Consider the following 17,393-nt stretch of genomic DNA (forward strand, 5'->3'; position numbering starts at 1 on the left):
TTTACTGAATGCTAGATATCGTCATTCTGAGCAGCAAGAGACGAGTGTGATTCAGAATCTACCAACACAAAAGTGTTTCGGCAGAGGTGTTTTCTCTGGATTCACAGCACCTTGATATTAGATTCCTGATCTCGCCTAGGCTCGTCGGAATGACGGATTCATTCGTTTTTTAGAAAGAACTGAGGCCAATCCCAAAGCTTGCCATTTTGAAAAGCGAGGGATGAGCGTGATTCAGAATCTACCAACAAAAAGTGCTGTGGCAGAAGTGTTTTTTCTGGCTTCACAGCACGTTGATAGTGGATTCCTGATCTCGCCTAGGCTCGTCGGAATGACGGATTCATTCGTTTTTTAGAAAGAGCAGTGACCAATCCTAAAGTTCGTCATTTAGAACAGCGAGGGACGAGCGTGATTCAGAATCTACTAACAAAAAAGTACAGTGGCAGAGGAGTTTTCTCTGGCTTCACAGCACGTTGATATTAAATTCCTGATCCTGCTGAGGCTCGTCGGAATGACGGATTCATTCGTTTTTAAAAAGAACCGAGGCCAATCTCAAAGCTCGTCATTCTGAACAGCGAGGGACGAGTGTGATTCAGAATCTACCAACAAAAAGTGCTGTGGCAGAGGAGTTTTCTCTGGCTTCACAGCACGTTGATATTAAATTCCTGATCTTGCTTGGGCTCTTCGGAGCGACGGATTCATTCGTTTTTAGAAAGAACTGAGGCCAATTCCAACGCTCGTCATTCTGAACAGCGAGGGACGGGCGTGATTTAGAATCTACCAACAAAAAGTGCTGTGGCAGAGGTGTTTTCTCTGGCTTCACAGCTCGTTGATATTAGATTCCCGATCTCGCTTAGGCTCGTCGGAATGACGGATTCATTCGTTTTTAGAAAGAGCGGTGGCCAATCCCAAAGCTCGTCATTCTGAACAGCGAAGGACGAGCAAGAGTCAGAATCTACCAACAAAAAGTGCTGTGGCAGAGGAGTTTTCTCTGGCTTCACAGCACGTTGATATTAAATTCCTGATCTTGCTTGGGCTCGTCGGAGCGACGGATTCATTCGTTTTTTAGAAAGAACCGAGGCCAATCCCAACGCTCGTCATTCTGAACTGCGAGGGACGGTCGTGATTCAGAATCTACCAACAAAAAGTGCTGTAGCAGAGGGGTTTTCTCTGGCTTCACAGCACGTTGATATTAGATTCCTGATCTCGCCTAGGCTCGTCGGAATGACGAGGTCTTTCTTCTCGCCTTAAACAATAAAGCTTGCGCCTTCTTCTGCACTCGATACGTTTTGGCGGATCACGCTAAACAAGCCTCGTCCCCAAGTTTGTTGGGTCGATTCGGTATCGAAATGAATCAACTCGCGACCAGTGGTATCGCTTAAGTTGTTCAGTTCGCCCGTTTGGCAATCCAGATGAATCAAATCACCGTTGCGCACCAAACCAATCGCGCCACCACGAATGGCTTCTGGAGAAACGTGAATCGCAGACGGAATTTTACCGGATGCACCAGATAAACGACCGTCCGTCACTAGCGCGACTTGAAAGCCCGCTTTCTGCACGTTGCCGAGGATTGGCATCAGTTTATGCAGTTCAGGCATGCCGTTTGCCGCTGGGCCGTTGTGTGTGACCACAACGATGCAGTCTTTGTTCAGCTCGCCACGTTTGTATGCGGCTTCCACTTCGTGTTGGCATTGGAATACGATCGCTGGTGCCACAATCACGCGTTGCTCTTCTTTCACCGCAGACACTTTCACCACGGCTTTGCCTAAGTTGCCAGTCAATACGCGAGTGCCGCCAGTATTTTGGAATGTGGCGTCTGGTTTGGCGATCACGTCACCGTCTTGGCTGCCTTGGCACGATGTCCAGGTCAGTTGGCCATCGACAAGGCTCGGTAGCGTCATTTGGTCTTCAAATTCACCAAACACGGGTTTCACATCGCGATGCAAAAGCTCGGATTGGTTCAAGCGGTGCAATAACGCTGGCACGCCCCCCGCGTCTTGGAACGCGTTCATATCGGCTGGGCCGTTCGGGTAAACGCGCGCTAATAAAGGAACCACATCCGACAGATCGCTGATGTCTTGCCAGGTGAGCAAGATGCCAGCAGCACGCGCCACGGCGATCATATGAATGGTGTGATTGGTGCTGCCGCCAGATGCAAGTAGAGCGATGATGCCGTTGACCAAGCTCTTTTCTGTGACCACCTCGGCCAGCGGACGGAAGTGTGCAGAACCCGCCGTCATTGAGGCGATTTTCAGAGCCGCGTGATTGGTTAACGCTTTACGCAGTTGGGTATGGGGATGAATGAATGCTGAACCTGGCAGCATCAAGCCCATGGCTTCGAACACCAACTGGTTGGTATTGGCGGTGCCGTAAAATGTACACGTACCCGCAGAGTGGTAAGCGCGACACTCCATATCCAGCAGAGCGTCTTTGCCGACTTCTCCCGCTGCGTATTTTTGGCGCACGTCGACTTTCTCTTCGTTGCTGATGCCTGTTGCCATCAGACCCGCTGGCACAAACGCCGTTGGTAGGTGTGCGTAAGACAGCGCGCCCATCAGTTGCCCCGGTGCGATTTTGTCACAGATGCCAAGCAGTAATGTGGCATCAAAGACATTGTGACTCAAAGACAACGCCGTTGATTGCGCAATTAAGTCACGCGAAAACAGTGACATATCCATGCCTGCTTGACCTTGAGTCACCCCATCGCACATCGCTGGCACACAACCTGCGACTTGCGCCGTATGTCCGTAGTCCGCCAGCACTTGTTTGATTTGCACTGGGTAATCTTGGTACGGCTGGTGGGCGCTCAACATGTCGTTGTAGGCGCTGATCAGCGCGACATTGGCATGAGTAAAATCGAGAATATTTTTCTTTTCAGAAGAGCAAGAAGCGGCGACTGCATGGGCTAAGTTACCACAAGATAAACCAACGCGGCCTTTGCCCGCTTCGGCTTGCACTTCGGTGCGAGCAAGAAAGGCAGCGCGCGCTTCGCGGCTGCGCTCGGTCAAGCGTTGTGTGACCTCAAGAACAACAGAGTGAGTCATTACGCCACCTCGATCGCTTGCATTTTGATTAGCTCAGTAGCAGAGCGTTCCACCACGTCGCTGATGTCTCCGTCGATACTGACGATCAGAGTTTGAGGCTCGTTGTCTGGGCGCTCTAGTGTCTCGAATTGGCTCTTCACCATGTTTTCTTTCATGAAGTGGCCTTTGCGCATACGCATGCGATTAAGGATCAACTCCATATCGCCATCAAGGAACAAGAAGGTCACGTTGTTGTTACCTTCGCGGATCTGATCGCGGTAAATCTTTTTCAGTGCTGAACAGACAATAATGCCGTGTTCGTTTTTGCTTTCTAGGCTGTACGCCGCATCACGAATGCGTTCTAGCCATGGCTTGCGATCATCATCGTTCAGAGGCTGGCCCGATGCCATTTTCTGAATGTTCGCTCGTGGATGAAGATCATCACCATCAATGAATTTACGCCCTAGCTTTTTCGCTAGATGCTCACCAATTGTGCTTTTACCACTAGCACAAACGCCCATAACGATGACACTACTACCAGCCATAACTTATCCTCATAACCAAATTTGCGCGTGATCTCAATTTTTGAATTCACTTTAAAATATGGGTTTATCTTATTCATGTTATCGGTAACATGTTACCGGTAACTGAAATAAATGTGAACCATAACACAAACAATAATTATTAAAGGTGAACCTATGGAGCAATTAACCCTAGCCCCAGATCCTACGTTCCTACTGACGATTGCAGGCCTTGCCATTGCAGCGTTACTCGTTCTGATCATTAAACTGAAAGTCCATGCTTTTGCTTCCCTTACTATGGTGAGTTTAGGTACGGCAATCGCCACTGGCGTTCCTTCAGAGAAAGTCGTATCGACCATGATGGGTGGGTTCGGCGGTACTCTGGCTTCCGTGGCATTGCTGGTTGGTCTTGGTGCGATGATCGGTAAAATTCTGGAAGTGACTGGCGGTGCGAAAGTGCTGGCAGACACTTTGATTGGTCGCTTTGGTAAAGAGCGCGCACCATTTGCTTTGGGCGTCGCTTCATTACTGTTTGGCTTCCCAATCTTCTTCGATGCAGGCCTTGTAGTGATGATGCCAATCATCCTAAGTGTGGCGGCTCGTTTTGGTGGCTCACCAATTAAATACGCGTTGCCAGCAGCCGGTGCTTTTGCGGTTATGCACGCGTTTGTTCCACCACACCCAGGTCCGGTTGCAGCGGCAGAATTCCTTGGCGCAAACATCGGTCTGCTATTGGTGGTGGGTATTCTGGTTGCTATTCCAACTTGGTACCTTGGCGCTTACCTATTTGGTTTGTACGCGGGCAAAAAATTCGATATCCCACTATCTAAAGCCTTCTTTAATGGCGAAGCGATGGTGGATGAGCGCAACGCACCAAAATTTGGCACGGTTATGACCATCCTTGTGCTGCCAGTCCTGCTAATCTGTTTGGATACGGTATTGAACACACTGGCGGTTGCGGGTGTGATTGATGGCAAAACGGCACTGGTTGAGTTCCTACGCATGCTAGGTAAAACCCCAGTTGCGTTGCTGATCACTTTGATTGTCTGTCTGGCTGTGTTTGCCAAAGACTACGGCATGGCAAAACTAGAAAAATTATGTGGTGAGTCATTGGCTCCTATCTGTGGTGTTATCCTAGTAACGGGTGCAGGTGGCATGTTTGGCGGCGTACTGCGCTCAAGCGGTATTGGTGATGCACTGGCTGACGTTCTTACAGACACAGGTATGCCTGTGATTGTGGCGGCGTTTGTGATTTCAACTTGTCTGCGTGTTGCTCAAGGCTCGGCAACCGTAGCGCTAACCACTACGGCAGCTCTTATCGCGCCAGTTGTGGCTGCATCAACAGGTTTGAGTGAACTAGACCTTTGCTTTATCGTAATCGCGATTGCGGGTGGTGCAACGGTACTGTCTCACTTCAATGACTCTGGTTTCTGGTTGGTATCTCGTCTGCTTGAGATGGATGAGAAAACCACATTAAAAACTTGGACGGTAATGGAAACGTTACTTGGCGGTATCGCGTTTATTATCGTCGCAACATTAAGCTTTATTCTTTAGAGGTTCCCCATGACAACACTTGAACAACGATTAAGAGATATCAAAATCGTCCCAGTTATCGCAATCAACGACGTAGCACACGCTCTGCCACTGGCAAAAGTGTTGGTAGAAAACGGTTTACCATGTGCGGAAGTGACATTCCGCACCGAAGCGGCGGCGGAATCGATTCGCATCATGCGTGAAGCGTACCCAGAACTGTTGATTGGCGCGGGCACCGTTCTGACCACAGAACAAGTGGATATCGCGATCGAAGCGGGCGTGGACTTTATCGTTAGCCCAGGCTTCAACCCAACCACAGTGATATACTGTCAGCAACGTGGTGTGACTATCGTACCGGGTGTAAACAACCCAAGCTTGGTTGAGCAAGCGATGGAAATGGGTCTGCGTACGTTGAAGTTCTTCCCTGCTGAGCCATCAGGCGGCGTAAACATGCTGAAAGCACTCACGGCGGTTTACCCAGTGGAATTCATGCCAACAGGTGGCGTGAGCCCATCCAACGTGGAAGATTACCTAGCGCTGAAATCGGTTGTAGCTTGTGGCGGTACTTGGATGGTGCCAACCGCAATGATGGACAACGGCGATTGGGAAGGCATTGCTGAATTGGTTCGCGCAGTTAAGTAAAACGCACAAACGGCTCCGAAATACCCCCGAACGTTAGAAAAAGTGATACGAAAAAGGGTCATCAAGTTACTTGATGACCCTTTTGCTTTTTGGGATGAAACGGCTTTAGAAGTGATGCTTCATAAAGCGCTTAATAAAGCGAATGAAATCGGCTTCGGCTAGCTTCGCGCACTTCAATGTTTGGGCGTGAGACAATTCTACATCTCCCAAGCCTTCTGCCATGTTGGTGATCGCACATACTGCCAATACGGGTAAGCCGCAATGCGCCGCAGAAATCACTTCTGGCACGACCGACATGCCCACGACATCACCACCGATGATTTGCATCATGCGGATTTCGGCTGCGGTCTCAAAGTTGGGGCCTGTGTAAGAGACAAACACACCTTCATTCAGGTGAATACCATTGGCTTTGCCGACTTCAAACGCTTCTGCACGTAGGTCTTTGTCGTACGCATTGGCGAGGCTGAAGAACCTCGGGCCGTACTCTTCATCATTCGGACCGATCATTGGCGATTCAGGCATGGTATTAATGTGATCATGAAATACCACCAGAGAACCGACATCAATGCGTTCAGGGCGAAGTGAGCCTGCTGCGTTGGTGACGAGCAAAAACTCACAGCCCAGCTTTTTAAAGGTGCGCACGGGCGTGGTCATGACCTTCATTGAGCCGTGTTCGTAGTAGTGACCGCGACCTTTCATGCACACTACGTCTACGCCGCCCATGGTACCAAGCACCAACTCACCAGAGTGGCCTTGCACGGTGCTAACCGGAAACCCTTCGAGCTCTTCGTATGGAATGACCACTTTGTCTTGTAGTTCGTCTGCCAATACGCCTAAGCCAGAGCCTAAAATAAACGCCGCTTTAGGTTGGAAGTTTGGTTTGCGTTCGCGAATGGTTTGTAGCGCGCCGATTACTGGATCGTGATTCATGTTAGTCACCTTCTGGTTGTGTGTTGATTCCATTGTGTGACTTTCTGCGCTGGTTATCTTTGCTTTATTCGCTACTATCATCCTTAAAAAGAGGATGATGAAATTCGCTAGGACTCAATGCATGAAGTCAGAACCATTTGAGCGCGTGACGCTGAAGATGCTGCGTTACTTTTACGAGGTCGCACAAACCAAGCATTTCACTAAGGCGGCCGAGAACCTCAATATCACCAATTCGCCGTTGAGCAATCGCATCAAAGAGTTGGAAGAGGTGCTTAACGTCAAACTGTTTGAGCGTGATTCAAGAAACGTCATGCTGACGGAGGCCGGACGATTGTTGGAGTCCAAATGCCAACTGATTTTTCAGACCTTAGATGTCTCGCTCAATCAAGTTCAGCAAGTGGGGTTGAACCAGAGAAACATCTTGCGAGTTGGTATGGTAAGTAGCGCATTTTGGGGCGGATTTGATCGTCTGTTACAGCGCTTCCATGCTGAGCATGACACTTATCACGCCGACATTTTTGACCTTAACCCAGAGACGCAAAAGAAGCATCTGAGCGAGAAGAAAATCGATGTGGGCATTGTGCGTTTTGCTGATGCACTCAACATTTATCCGTATCAGTCGGTATCTTTGGGCAAAGATGTGTTTGTGGTGGCGGTGTCGGAGCAACATGAGTTAGCCAGCAAATCTTTGCTGCGGCTCCAAGATTTAAAGACGTGTGAGTTTGCGTTTATGAGTCTGGCGAATTCTGCCTCGGCAAACTTCATCATCAATGCCTGTCTGCAAGAAGGCTTTTCACCCCATATTGGCAAACAAGTGGTGGAGCCAAGCACCTTGATGGCGTATGTGGCAAACAGCAATACCGTGACGTTGGTGCCGTCGACGTTTTCTCAGCATCATTGGCATGGAATTCGTTTTATCAATCTGAAAGAATCACTGCGTGCAGACTTGTGTCTGATTCATGACGGTAAGCAGGAGAGTGCTATCAAAGCCGAGTTTATTCGCACGTTATTGGAGAATGCGAGTTAAGCATGGGATAACAAAAAAAGGTCATCCTAAGATGACCTTTTCAAATGATTCGCTGAAATCAGCAATGCGATTAGCGCGTAATTAACGCATCGTTACGAACTCCTCTGAGCCCGTTGGGTGGATAGCCACAACAGAGTCGAAGTCTGCTTTGGTTGCGCCCATCTTCATTGCTACGCCGAAGCCTTGGATCATTTCATCTACCGTGAAACCGATGCCGTGCAGACCAACAACCGTTTCTTCTTCGCCCGCACATACAAGCTTCATCTTACATGGTTGACGGTGCTTAGTAACGGCGGTGTACATCGCCGTAAAGCCAGATGTGTAGACTTTGATGTTGTCTTTGCCGTACTTCTCTTCCGCTTCTTGCGTTGTAAGACCGATAGTGCCGATTGGTGGGTGGCTAAATACCACAGTTGGTACCAAATCGTAGTCCATCTTCGCGTTTGGTTTGTTGTTGAACAAACGCTCAGAAAGTTGACGACCCGCTTTCACTGCTACTGGTGTTAGTTCGATACCGCCTTCCATGATGTCACCCACACAGTAGATGCCTTTCACGTTAGTTTCTTGGTATTCGTCTACCTTGATGTAGCCTTTTTCGTTCGTTGCCACACCGGTTGACGCTAGGTTGATTGCGTCTGTCGCTGGGTGACGACCGATTGCCCAAATCAGTTGGTCAACGTTTTGGCTTTCACCGTTTTCTAGGTGCAGAGTTAGGCTGCCATCGGCTTCTTTTACTACTTCTTTTGGTACAGAGTGGGTGTGCAGTTTTGGACCTTCTGCGTCCATTACTTCAACCAACGTATCGATGATCATTGGATCGAAGCTACGTAGTGGTGACTCTTTACGTACGAACAGGTGCGTTTCTGTACCTAGCGCGTGCAGTACGCCAGCAATTTCAACTGCGATGTAGCCTGCGCCAACAACCGCAACGCGTTTTGGTTGCTCTGCTAGGTCGAAGAAGCCGTTTGAATCGATGCCGTATTCAGCGCCTGGAATGTTTGGAATAGTAGGACGACCACCAACCGCGATCAGGATGTGATCTGCTGTGTAGTGTTCACCGTTTACTTCGACAGTTTTTTCGTCAACAAACTTAGCAAAGCCTTTAATCACGTTTACTTTATTGTTGCCAAGAACGCGATCGTAAGATTGGTGAATACGACCAATGTACGCCTGACGGCTCTCAACCAGTTTGCTCCAGTCGAAACCTTTCACGTCGACATCAAAACCGTAATCTTCTGCGTACAGGTTCATTGCTTCTGCGATTTGCGCGCCATGCCACATTACTTTTTTCGGTACACAACCTACGTTGACACAGGTACCGCCAAGGTCTTGAGCTTCGATTAGCGCAACTTTCGCGCCGTACATCGCCGCACGGTTTGCAGATGCGATGCCGCCACTGCCGCCACCGATACAGATATAGTCAAAATGAGTCGCCATTACTTTCTCCAAGAGCTTATAAATTTTATCTGGTACATAGATAGATTGGGATGACCTTGTCCGAACTCAATGCCACCGTTATCCCACTATCATAAATCGAATTCGACTAATTCCTAAATGGGAAAAAGCGACAATACTTATGACAAATAGCGATGAGAGGCACAAAAAGAAGAATAAGCACGACTGGAGGGAGAAGGTGAGAGCATAAAAAAGCGCAACGAGAATATCGTTGCGCTTGAAGATATCGGTACTGAAGTGCTTACTCTGGCACAATCCAGTCCACTTTCCAGTGGCCAGTTGCTGGTGCGATCGCGTCTTGCAGGAATGGCAGAATCTCTTTCATCTGGCTTTCCAGTTTCCACGGTGGGTTAATCACAATCATGCCGGATGCCGTCATGCCGCGCTCGTTGGTATCTGGTGCAACACCTAACTCGATTTGCAGAATTTTACGAATGCCCAGTGCTTCCAAGCCTTCGATCATATCTTCGATGTCGTGGCGGTTTACCACTGGGTACCAAATCGCGTAGATACCGGTTGCCCAACGTTTATGGCTCTGATGAATCGCTCGCACCACATCGCGGTACTCTTTCGCGAGTTCGTATGGTGGGTCAATCAGCACCAAGCCACGACGCTCTTGTGGCGGTAAGCTTGCTTTGAGGCGTTGGAATCCGTCTTCTTTGAAGATGCTCACTTGGCGATCACGATGGAATTCTTGCTCTAACAATGGGTGATCGGCCGGGTGCAACTCGGTCAGCACCATGCGATCTTGTGGGCGGATTTGCGCGCGCGCCACACGTGGTGAGCCTGGGTAGTAACGCAGCTTCTCGCCATTGTTGAGCACTTTAATGGCATCGATGTAGCTTTTGATGTCTTCAGGAATGCTTGGGTTATCCCAAATACGTGCGATGCCTTGTTTGTATTCGCCCGTTTTTTCAGACCATTCGTGAGTCAGATCGTAACGGCCCACACCCGAGTGGGTATCGTGATAAACGAATGGTTTATCTTTTTGTTTCAGCGCATCAAGAATGAGGCTTTGAACGATGTGTTTGACCACGTCGGCATGGTTGCCAGCGTGGAAGCTGTGGCGGTAACTTAACAAATTAAACTCTCGAAACACTCTTTGGCTGAGTGTGGTCTGTGATTTTCGCGATATGGCGGTATTATACTCAAGTAACTTAAAGAAGTAGAACTTCGATTCAAATCAGTATCACTGATAGGGATTCGCTATTGAAATTTCTTTAAGTCACCCATACTTAGTATGAGTAAACAAATTGAACCTAAGTGGGATTGTGCCGCTCCAATAGAGTGCCAAACCGAACTTAGGCATAACAAGACTCAAGGACAGAGTAAGCGCTCTTTGACCCATTCGGTCATTGCTGCATCGAGAAAGGGAACGGAAATCCCCCCATCCATGTTGTCGGCTTGCCTGTGCATTGAGTTCGCCTACTGTTTTGCAAACACCAATAGGTGCTTTGCAAATGCGAATAGGCAAATACAGAGCCAAAACACAAAAGGAATTATTCATGTCTAATCCACTTCTTACGTTTACGGATCTTCCTCCGTTTTCGCAAATCAAACCAGAACACATTAAACCTGCAGTGGAGCAGGCGATTGCGGATTGTCGTGCCAAGATTGACGAGGTACTAAAAGACAACGCAAACCCAAGCTGGACCAGTGTGATCGCGCCAATTGAAGAAGCGGATGACCGCTTGAGCCGCATTTGGTCACCAGTGGGTCACATGAACTCAGTAGTGAACAGCGAAGCGCTACGCGAGGCTTACGAAAGTTGCCTACCAATTTTGTCAGAGTACGGCACTTGGGTTGGTCAGCACAAAGGGTTGTACGAAGCGTACAAAACCATCAAAGCGAGCGAAGAATTTGCAACGTTAACTCGTGCCCAGCAGAAAACCATCACTGATGCACTGCGTGATTTCGAGTTATCAGGCATTGGTTTGCCATCCGATGAGCAGCACCGTTACGGCGAGATCAGCAAACGTATGTCTGAGCTGAGCTCTAAATTCTCTAACAATGTGCTGGATGCCACCATGGGTTGGACCAAGCACATCACAGACGAGAAAGACCTAGCAGGTATGCCAGAATCGGCGCTGGCAGCAGCGAAAGCTGCCGCAGAAGCAAAAGAGTTAGATGGTTACCTCATTACGCTAGATATCCCATCTTACCTACCTGTCATGACGTACTGCGATAACCAAGAGTTGCGTAAAGAAGTGTACGAAGCGTACGTGACGCGCGCTTCTGATCGAGGTCCAAACGCAGGCAAATGGGATAATTCAGAAATCATTACTGAGCAGCTAAAACTGCGCCATGAAATTTCACGTATGCTAGGTTTCAATACTTACAGTGAAAAGTCGTTAGCAACAAAGATGGCTGAAACGCCGGATCAAGTGCTGGGCTTCCTGAATGACCTAGCGACACGTGCGAAACCGCAAGGTGAACGTGAAGTCGAAGAGTTACGTCAGTTTGCGAAAAGTGAGTTTGGTGTTGAAGAGCTGAACGTTTGGGATATCGCTTACTACAGCGAGAAACAAAAGCAGCACCTGTTCCAAATTTCGGATGAAGAACTGCGCCCATACTTCCCAGAGTCAAAAGTCGTGAGCGGTCTGTTTGAAGTGCTAAACCGCGTGTTTGGCATGACCGTTACTGAGCGCGAAGGCGTAGACACTTGGCATGAGTCCGTGCGCTTTTTCGATATCTTTGATGCTGAAGGCACACTCCGTGGCAGCTTCTACCTAGATCTCTACGCTCGTGAACACAAACGTGGCGGCGCGTGGATGGATGATTGTCGTGGTCGTCGCGTTACGCTATCTGGCGAGCTGCAAACGCCGGTTGCGTATCTAACGTGTAACTTCAACCGTCCAGTGGGCGACAAACCAGCACTGTTCACGCACGATGAAGTCGTGACGCTATTCCATGAGTTTGGTCATGGAATCCACCACATGTTGACGCAAGTTGATACAGGTGCTGTTTCAGGTATTAATGGCGTGCCTTGGGATGCGGTTGAGCTACCAAGTCAGTTCCTAGAAAACTGGTGTTGGGAAGAGGATGCGCTGGCGTTCATTTCTGGTCACTATGAGACAGATGAGCCGCTACCTAAAGCGATGCTAGACAAAATGCTCGCAGCGAAAAACTTCCAATCTGCGATGGGTATTTTGCGTCAGCTAGAATTCGGCTTGTTCGATTTCACGCTTCACACTGAATATGACCCTGAAGTGGGTGCGCGTGTACTGGAAACTCTGGCGAAAGTGAAAGAGAAAGTCGCGGTAGTTCCTGCGGTTGAGTGGGCGCGTTTCTCACACAGCTTCGGCCATATTTTTGCTGGTGGCTACAGTGCGGGTTACTACAGCTACCTATGGGCTGAAGTGCTGTCGTCAGACGCGTATTCTCGCTTTGAAGAAGAAGGCATCTTCAACAAAGAGACGGGCCTAAGCTTCCTGAACAACATTCTAGAAATGGGGGGCAGTGAAGAGCCAATGGAGCTGTTCAAGCGCTTCCGTGGCCGCGAGCCACAAATCGATGCACTGTTGCGCCATTCGGGTATTGCGGCGTAAATTGAGCAAAAAACATCAAGGCCAACCGTTCAGTTGGCCTTTTTTGTACATTTTTTATAAAAAATTTTACGGATTTACGTTGCGGTTGATCGGGTTCTGCAACGATATCAATGTCTCTGTGGACTGAACCTCATCAATGGCTTGCAGCTTGTCGATCAGTACAAATTGCAGCTCTTCAATCGATTTGCACATCAATTTGACGAATATGTTATACGCGCCCGTGGTGTAGTAAGCTTCAACGACTTCGTCGAGCGCGTTGAGTTTTTCTAACGCGGAGTGGTAATCACGAGCTGCATTGAGGTTAATACCAATAAAGCAGCACACATCGTAGCCAAGCTTTTTGGTATTGATGATCACCTCCGTTCCTTCGATGATGTCAGCCGACTTCATCTTCTCGATACGCACATGGATAGTGGCAGGGCTGACATCGAACTGCTTTGCCATTTCTGCGTAGGGCGTTCTGGCGTCAGCCATCAGTGTTTTTAATATTGCGCGGTCAAGGTCGTCGAGTTTCGGCAGGCTCGCATTCATACTATGATTTCCGTTAGGGATAGAGTTTTACCTCCCTTTTATACTCATAGCGGATAGGATTCACAAGGTTTGGCAGGAGTAACTGCGGGTTAACTCCGAGCTATGGAGATAATGTGCAGCGTTTTCTGGTTATTGCCGCGCTATGTTGGAGCGCGTTTGCTACGGCCTCAGATCCGAAGGTGTTGGTCGTGCACTCCTATCATCAGGGTTTTTTCTGGACGGACTCCATACAGCGAGGCATCGAGCAACAGCTGGGCGATCGAGCGTTGGACATGCGTGTGCTTTATCTAGACTCGAAACGTAACCAGAGTGAGCAGTTTTTTGCACAACTAAAATCCTTATATCTTACGAAATTACGCAAAGAGCGATTCGATGCCATTTTAGTGAGCGATAACAATGCGCTTGAACTCATGCAGCGTTTAGCCCCAATCATCAAAGACACCCCAGTTATATTTAACGGCATTAATAACTACCATCCTTCTTTACATCGTTCTCTGAATGCAACCGGAGTCATGGAAGATGTCGATTTGGAAGCGAATCTCGCTCTTATTGAGCGCTTACATCCGAACTACACACAAGTTCTCATCGTCAGTGACCACTCGGTGACCGGTGAGGTGTTGCGTTATCAAATCGACAATTTTGTCCTCAAGTTCCCGCAATATCGAGACAAAATCGTACAAGTTGTCCCAGACAGTATCATCGATCTAAAACAACAAGTCGCAAAACTGAGTTCCGATAAAGTCGTCTTGTTCTGGACCTATTACCGAGATAAACAAGGTATGGTTGGCAGCGAGCGTGACTGGGTTGGTGTCAACAAAGTCTCAAACGCGCCGCTGTTTATGGTGCATGACATTGGTTTGGGTCATGGCGCAGTTGGAGGGGTTATTCAAAGTGGTTATCGGCATGGTATTGAGAGTGCAGAGATGCTTGAATTCGTTTTGGATAACCCTGATCAGCCTCTGCCTGCCGTGAAAAAAAGTGATTCTGAAATAAAGCTCGATTACCAAGCGGTAGCGCGTTGGGGATTGGGGGCTGAACAAGAGGTTTCTGCGGTATTTTTTAATAAGCCAATGAAGCTTTCTGAACGTTTTGCCAAGGAAATTCGCCTGTTTGGTAGTCTGTTTGTGGTGATGTCGGTGGTCATTTTGCTGATGGGTTATTATTTACAGCGGATGCGTCGCAGTGAGAGCGCTGCGCGAGAAAGCCAGGCTATTCTAGAATCGATTTTCGATCAGAGCATGCAGTATATGGGCATTTTGGATGCCAACGGTGTGCTTAAATCGGGCAACGATCACCTTCAATCCTTACTTTATCACCAAGGACTGCGCTTAGACCGACCACTTTGGTTTCACCCCAACTGGAGTGAAAAAGCACAAGCGTTGCTTGAGGAGTATTTCCACGCGCCTCACCATCAAGTGTCGACGTTTGAAGCTGAAATTTGGAGTAAAGAACACGGCGCATTGGTGTTAGAAGTTTCGCTCAAGCCTTTTTCTCAGCAAGTAGGGAATCATAAGCAATACTTGTTTGAAGCGCGCGATATTACCAGTCGTAAATTGATGGAGGACAAGCTCTACCAACGTGAGTCAACCCTACGCAACTATTACGAGCAGCAGCCCGTGATGATGGTGACGCTTGATAGTAATAACCGAATTCAAGAAGTGAATCGATTTGCTCAACTACTTCTTGGCTACAAACCGATGGACATGCTCGGACATCGCCTGAGGGAGTTCTATTTTGATGACAAAGTGCTGTTCCCTCGCCAAGTGTTATTGCAACCCAACCAGCAAGTGCATGGTGTTTGGCGACGTGAAGTCGAGTATCGTCATGCAAATGGTCATCGTGTTTGGGTGCGCGAGAATATTCGTCCGCTGAGTGAATCTGAGCAACTGCTGATTGTGGGCGAAGATATTACCGAAACCAAACTGCTCTCCGAGAAATTGGAATACCAAGCTCGCTATGACTTACTGACGGGGACTTACAACAGAAACCATTTTGAACTAGAGCTTAAGACCGCACTGTGCGAAGTGGACAGCCATCGTCGAGTCCACGCCATGTTGTACCTCGACTTAGATCAACTAAAAGTCCTCAATGATACGGTTGGGCATGATGCAGGTGATGCGGCGATTCAATTCTGCGCCAGTATGCTGGAAGGCGTTCTGCCGTACAATTCCATCTTGGCTCGAATGGGAGGCGATGAGTTTGCGGTTTTACTCAAAGATTGTGACGAATATGGCGCCATCAATATTGCCAAACTGATCATCTCGACACTAAGCGAGCACCTCTTTATTTGGGAAGACACACGCCTGTTCATCAGTTGCTCAATTGGTATCCGTATCATCGATCATACCGCTGATACGCCACAAATGGTGCACGCTCAAGCAGACTCTGCTTGTCACGCCGCTAAAGAGCAAGGCCGTAACCGCTATAATCTATTCAGCTTAGATAACGAAGAGTTGCAGCGTCGTCAGATGGAAATGCAGAGCGTCAATTTGGTGCATGAGGCATTGTCGAATCAACGTTTAGAACTGTTTGCTCAACCGATAAAAAGCTTACAAAAGCACGAGACTCAAATGTATTTTGAGATTTTGGTGCGTATTCGCAATGGGTACGGTGATTATGTTTCTCCTGCGCTGTTTATCCCTGCTTCCGAGCGCTACAACATTGCCCATTGGATTGATAAGCAGGTTATTACTCAAACACTAGAGTGGTTTGAACAGCGTCCTGAGGTGGTTGAACAGCTTGGTCGCTGTTCGATAAACCTTTCAGGTCAATCTATGGGGAATCAAGAGTTTATTGACTTCTTATTGGAGCGATTGGAAAGTTCGACTCTGCCGTGTGAAAAAATCTGCTTAGAAATCACCGAGACAGCGGCGATGAGCAATCTGGATCAAGCCATTGAGTTGTTTACCAAGCTAAAGGCTTTGGGTTGCATGATTGCATTGGATGATTTCGGATCTGGATTGTCTTCATTTGGTTACTTAAAGAAACTTCCTGTCGATATCGTGAAAATTGATGGTCTTTTCGTGCAAGATATCAACGTAAATGAAATGGACCGCGTGATGGTTCGTTCAATCAATGACTTGGCGAAGCAACTAGGCAAAGTGACGGTGGCGGAGTTTGTCGAAAATGACCAGGTCATGCAGCATTTGATAGACCTCGGTGTGGACTACGGCCAAGGCTACGGTATTGGCCATCCTAAGCCGCTTTCTGAGCTAGTGGAGCAACTGACGGCTGTATAACCTCTGCGTAGCAAGCTCAACCTAGCATTAATAGGTAACTTAGGTATACACTCAGCGCCAGTTACCTCGATTTTTATTGGAGCCTCCTTTTGCAACTGCAATTGATCTGTGAAAACCCGTCTCAACAATCTCATCTTGATGAACTCGCTGCGCGTTGGCAGCTTTCACACACTGACGATAGCGATTTTGCTTTGGTGCTAACCACCGAGCGTTTGGAGCTACGTAAAGTGGATGAGCCAAAGCTGGGTGCAATCTTTGTGGATTTGATTGGTGGTGCGGTCGGTCATCGTCGCAAGTTCGGTGGTGGTAAAGGCCAGGCAATTGCGAAAGCTGCGGGGTTGAACAAAGGGGCAACGCCAACCGTGTTAGACGGCACGGCAGGTCTTGGTCGTGATGCGTTTGTGCTCGCCTCGCTAGGTTGTAAAGTGCAGATGGTCGAGCGTCATCCAGTCGTAGCGGCTTTGTTAGATGATGGCTTGGATCGAGCGAAACAAGACCCAGAAATCGGCACCTGGGTATCTGAGCGCATGTCGCTAATCCATGCCTCTAGCCATGATGCGCTGGAACAATTGGCGCAAGATAAAGACTTTGTCCAGCCAGATGTGGTGTATCTTGACCCGATGTATCCGCACCCAGAAAATAAAAAGAAGTCGGCGCTCGTGAAAAAAGAAATGCGCGTTTTCCAATCGTTGGTTGGCGCCGATTTGGACGCCGATGGTCTGCTAGAACCAGCCATGGCGTTAGCCACAAAGCGTGTAGTAGTTAAACGCCCAGACTATGCTAACTGGCTGAACGAGAAAAAACCGACCATGGCGATTGAAACGAAAAAAAATCGCTTCGATGTCTACGTTAAAGCATCGATGGCATAACTTCCTGACGGCTCAACTTTTCTTGTCATAGTACGGTGTGTCGTGCTGTGACTCAGCCTCTCTTTCCTCGTCTCTATT

General features: G+C 48.4%; 12 protein-coding genes. 6 read left to right on the forward strand and 6 right to left on the reverse strand.

Features of this window, described 5'->3' with window-relative positions; all coding sequences use genetic code 11:
- Window positions 1-1,244: 1,244 nt before the first annotated feature.
- Window positions 1,245-3,041 (reverse strand): phosphogluconate dehydratase, encoded by a 1,797-nt coding sequence (edd, locus tag R7Q46_RS15460; RefSeq protein ID WP_318077599.1) that lies wholly within the window; start codon window positions 3,039-3,041, stop codon window positions 1,245-1,247.
- Window positions 3,041-3,565, reverse strand: a complete 525-nt coding sequence (locus tag R7Q46_RS15465) for a gluconokinase (protein ID WP_047103696.1) — start codon at window positions 3,563-3,565, stop codon at window positions 3,041-3,043. The genes edd and R7Q46_RS15465 overlap by 1 nt, the downstream gene beginning before the upstream one ends.
- A gap of 153 nt (window positions 3,566-3,718) precedes the next feature.
- Here R7Q46_RS15465 and R7Q46_RS15470 point away from each other — a divergent pair, with 153 nt between their 5' ends.
- Both R7Q46_RS15470 and R7Q46_RS15475 read left to right on the forward strand, forming a co-directional pair.
- Window positions 3,719-5,095, forward strand: a complete 1,377-nt coding sequence (locus R7Q46_RS15470) for a GntP family permease (protein WP_170890705.1) — start codon at window positions 3,719-3,721, stop codon at window positions 5,093-5,095.
- 9 nt (window positions 5,096-5,104) lie between these two features.
- Complete coding sequence (locus tag R7Q46_RS15475; RefSeq protein WP_318077600.1) at window positions 5,105-5,716, forward strand: bifunctional 4-hydroxy-2-oxoglutarate aldolase/2-dehydro-3-deoxy-phosphogluconate aldolase; 612 nt, start codon at window positions 5,105-5,107, stop codon at window positions 5,714-5,716.
- Window positions 5,717-5,821: 105 nt separating this feature from the next.
- Here R7Q46_RS15475 and xapA read toward each other — a convergent pair whose 3' ends face one another.
- Window positions 5,822-6,646, reverse strand: coding sequence for a xanthosine phosphorylase (gene xapA / locus R7Q46_RS15480; RefSeq protein WP_005379149.1), 825 nt, complete (start codon window positions 6,644-6,646; stop codon window positions 5,822-5,824).
- 121 nt (window positions 6,647-6,767) lie between these two features.
- On the opposite strand from xapA, the gene R7Q46_RS15485 reads away from it, so the two are divergent.
- Window positions 6,768-7,673: a LysR family transcriptional regulator gene (locus R7Q46_RS15485; RefSeq protein ID WP_182039706.1), complete on the forward strand. Its 906-nt coding sequence runs from the start codon at window positions 6,768-6,770 to the stop codon at window positions 7,671-7,673.
- A gap of 81 nt (window positions 7,674-7,754) precedes the next feature.
- On the opposite strand, the gene gorA is transcribed toward R7Q46_RS15485, so the two are convergent.
- Window positions 7,755-9,110 carry a glutathione-disulfide reductase gene (gene gorA / locus R7Q46_RS15490; protein ID WP_005379157.1) on the reverse strand — a complete coding sequence of 452 codons (1,356 nt, stop codon included), beginning with the start codon at window positions 9,108-9,110 and terminating at the stop codon, window positions 7,755-7,757.
- A 259-nt stretch (window positions 9,111-9,369) separates the two neighbouring features.
- Window positions 9,370-10,209: a 23S rRNA (adenine(2030)-N(6))-methyltransferase RlmJ gene (locus R7Q46_RS15495; protein WP_005379158.1), complete on the reverse strand. Its 840-nt coding sequence runs from the start codon at window positions 10,207-10,209 to the stop codon at window positions 9,370-9,372.
- A 424-nt stretch (window positions 10,210-10,633) separates the two neighbouring features.
- On the opposite strand from R7Q46_RS15495, the gene prlC reads away from it, so the two are divergent.
- On the forward strand, window positions 10,634-12,676 hold the full coding sequence (gene prlC, locus R7Q46_RS15500; protein ID WP_238974891.1) for an oligopeptidase A: 2,043 nt from the start codon (window positions 10,634-10,636) through the stop codon (window positions 12,674-12,676).
- Between the two features lie 66 nt (window positions 12,677-12,742).
- Here the strand turns inward: prlC and asnC are convergent, their stop codons facing one another.
- Window positions 12,743-13,207, reverse strand: a complete 465-nt coding sequence (gene asnC / locus R7Q46_RS15505) for a transcriptional regulator AsnC (protein WP_005389595.1) — start codon at window positions 13,205-13,207, stop codon at window positions 12,743-12,745.
- 113 nt (window positions 13,208-13,320) lie between these two features.
- Here asnC and R7Q46_RS15510 point away from each other — a divergent pair, with 113 nt between their 5' ends.
- Together R7Q46_RS15510 and R7Q46_RS15515 are read left to right on the forward strand one after the other, a co-directional pair.
- Window positions 13,321-16,446, forward strand: a complete 3,126-nt coding sequence (locus R7Q46_RS15510; protein WP_053349766.1) for an EAL domain-containing protein — start codon at window positions 13,321-13,323, stop codon at window positions 16,444-16,446.
- Between the two features lie 89 nt (window positions 16,447-16,535).
- Window positions 16,536-17,315: a class I SAM-dependent methyltransferase gene (locus R7Q46_RS15515; protein ID WP_005379162.1), complete on the forward strand. Its 780-nt coding sequence runs from the start codon at window positions 16,536-16,538 to the stop codon at window positions 17,313-17,315.
- Window positions 17,316-17,393: the final 78 nt, after the last annotated feature.

Source organism: Vibrio sp. 811 (assembly GCF_033339195.1).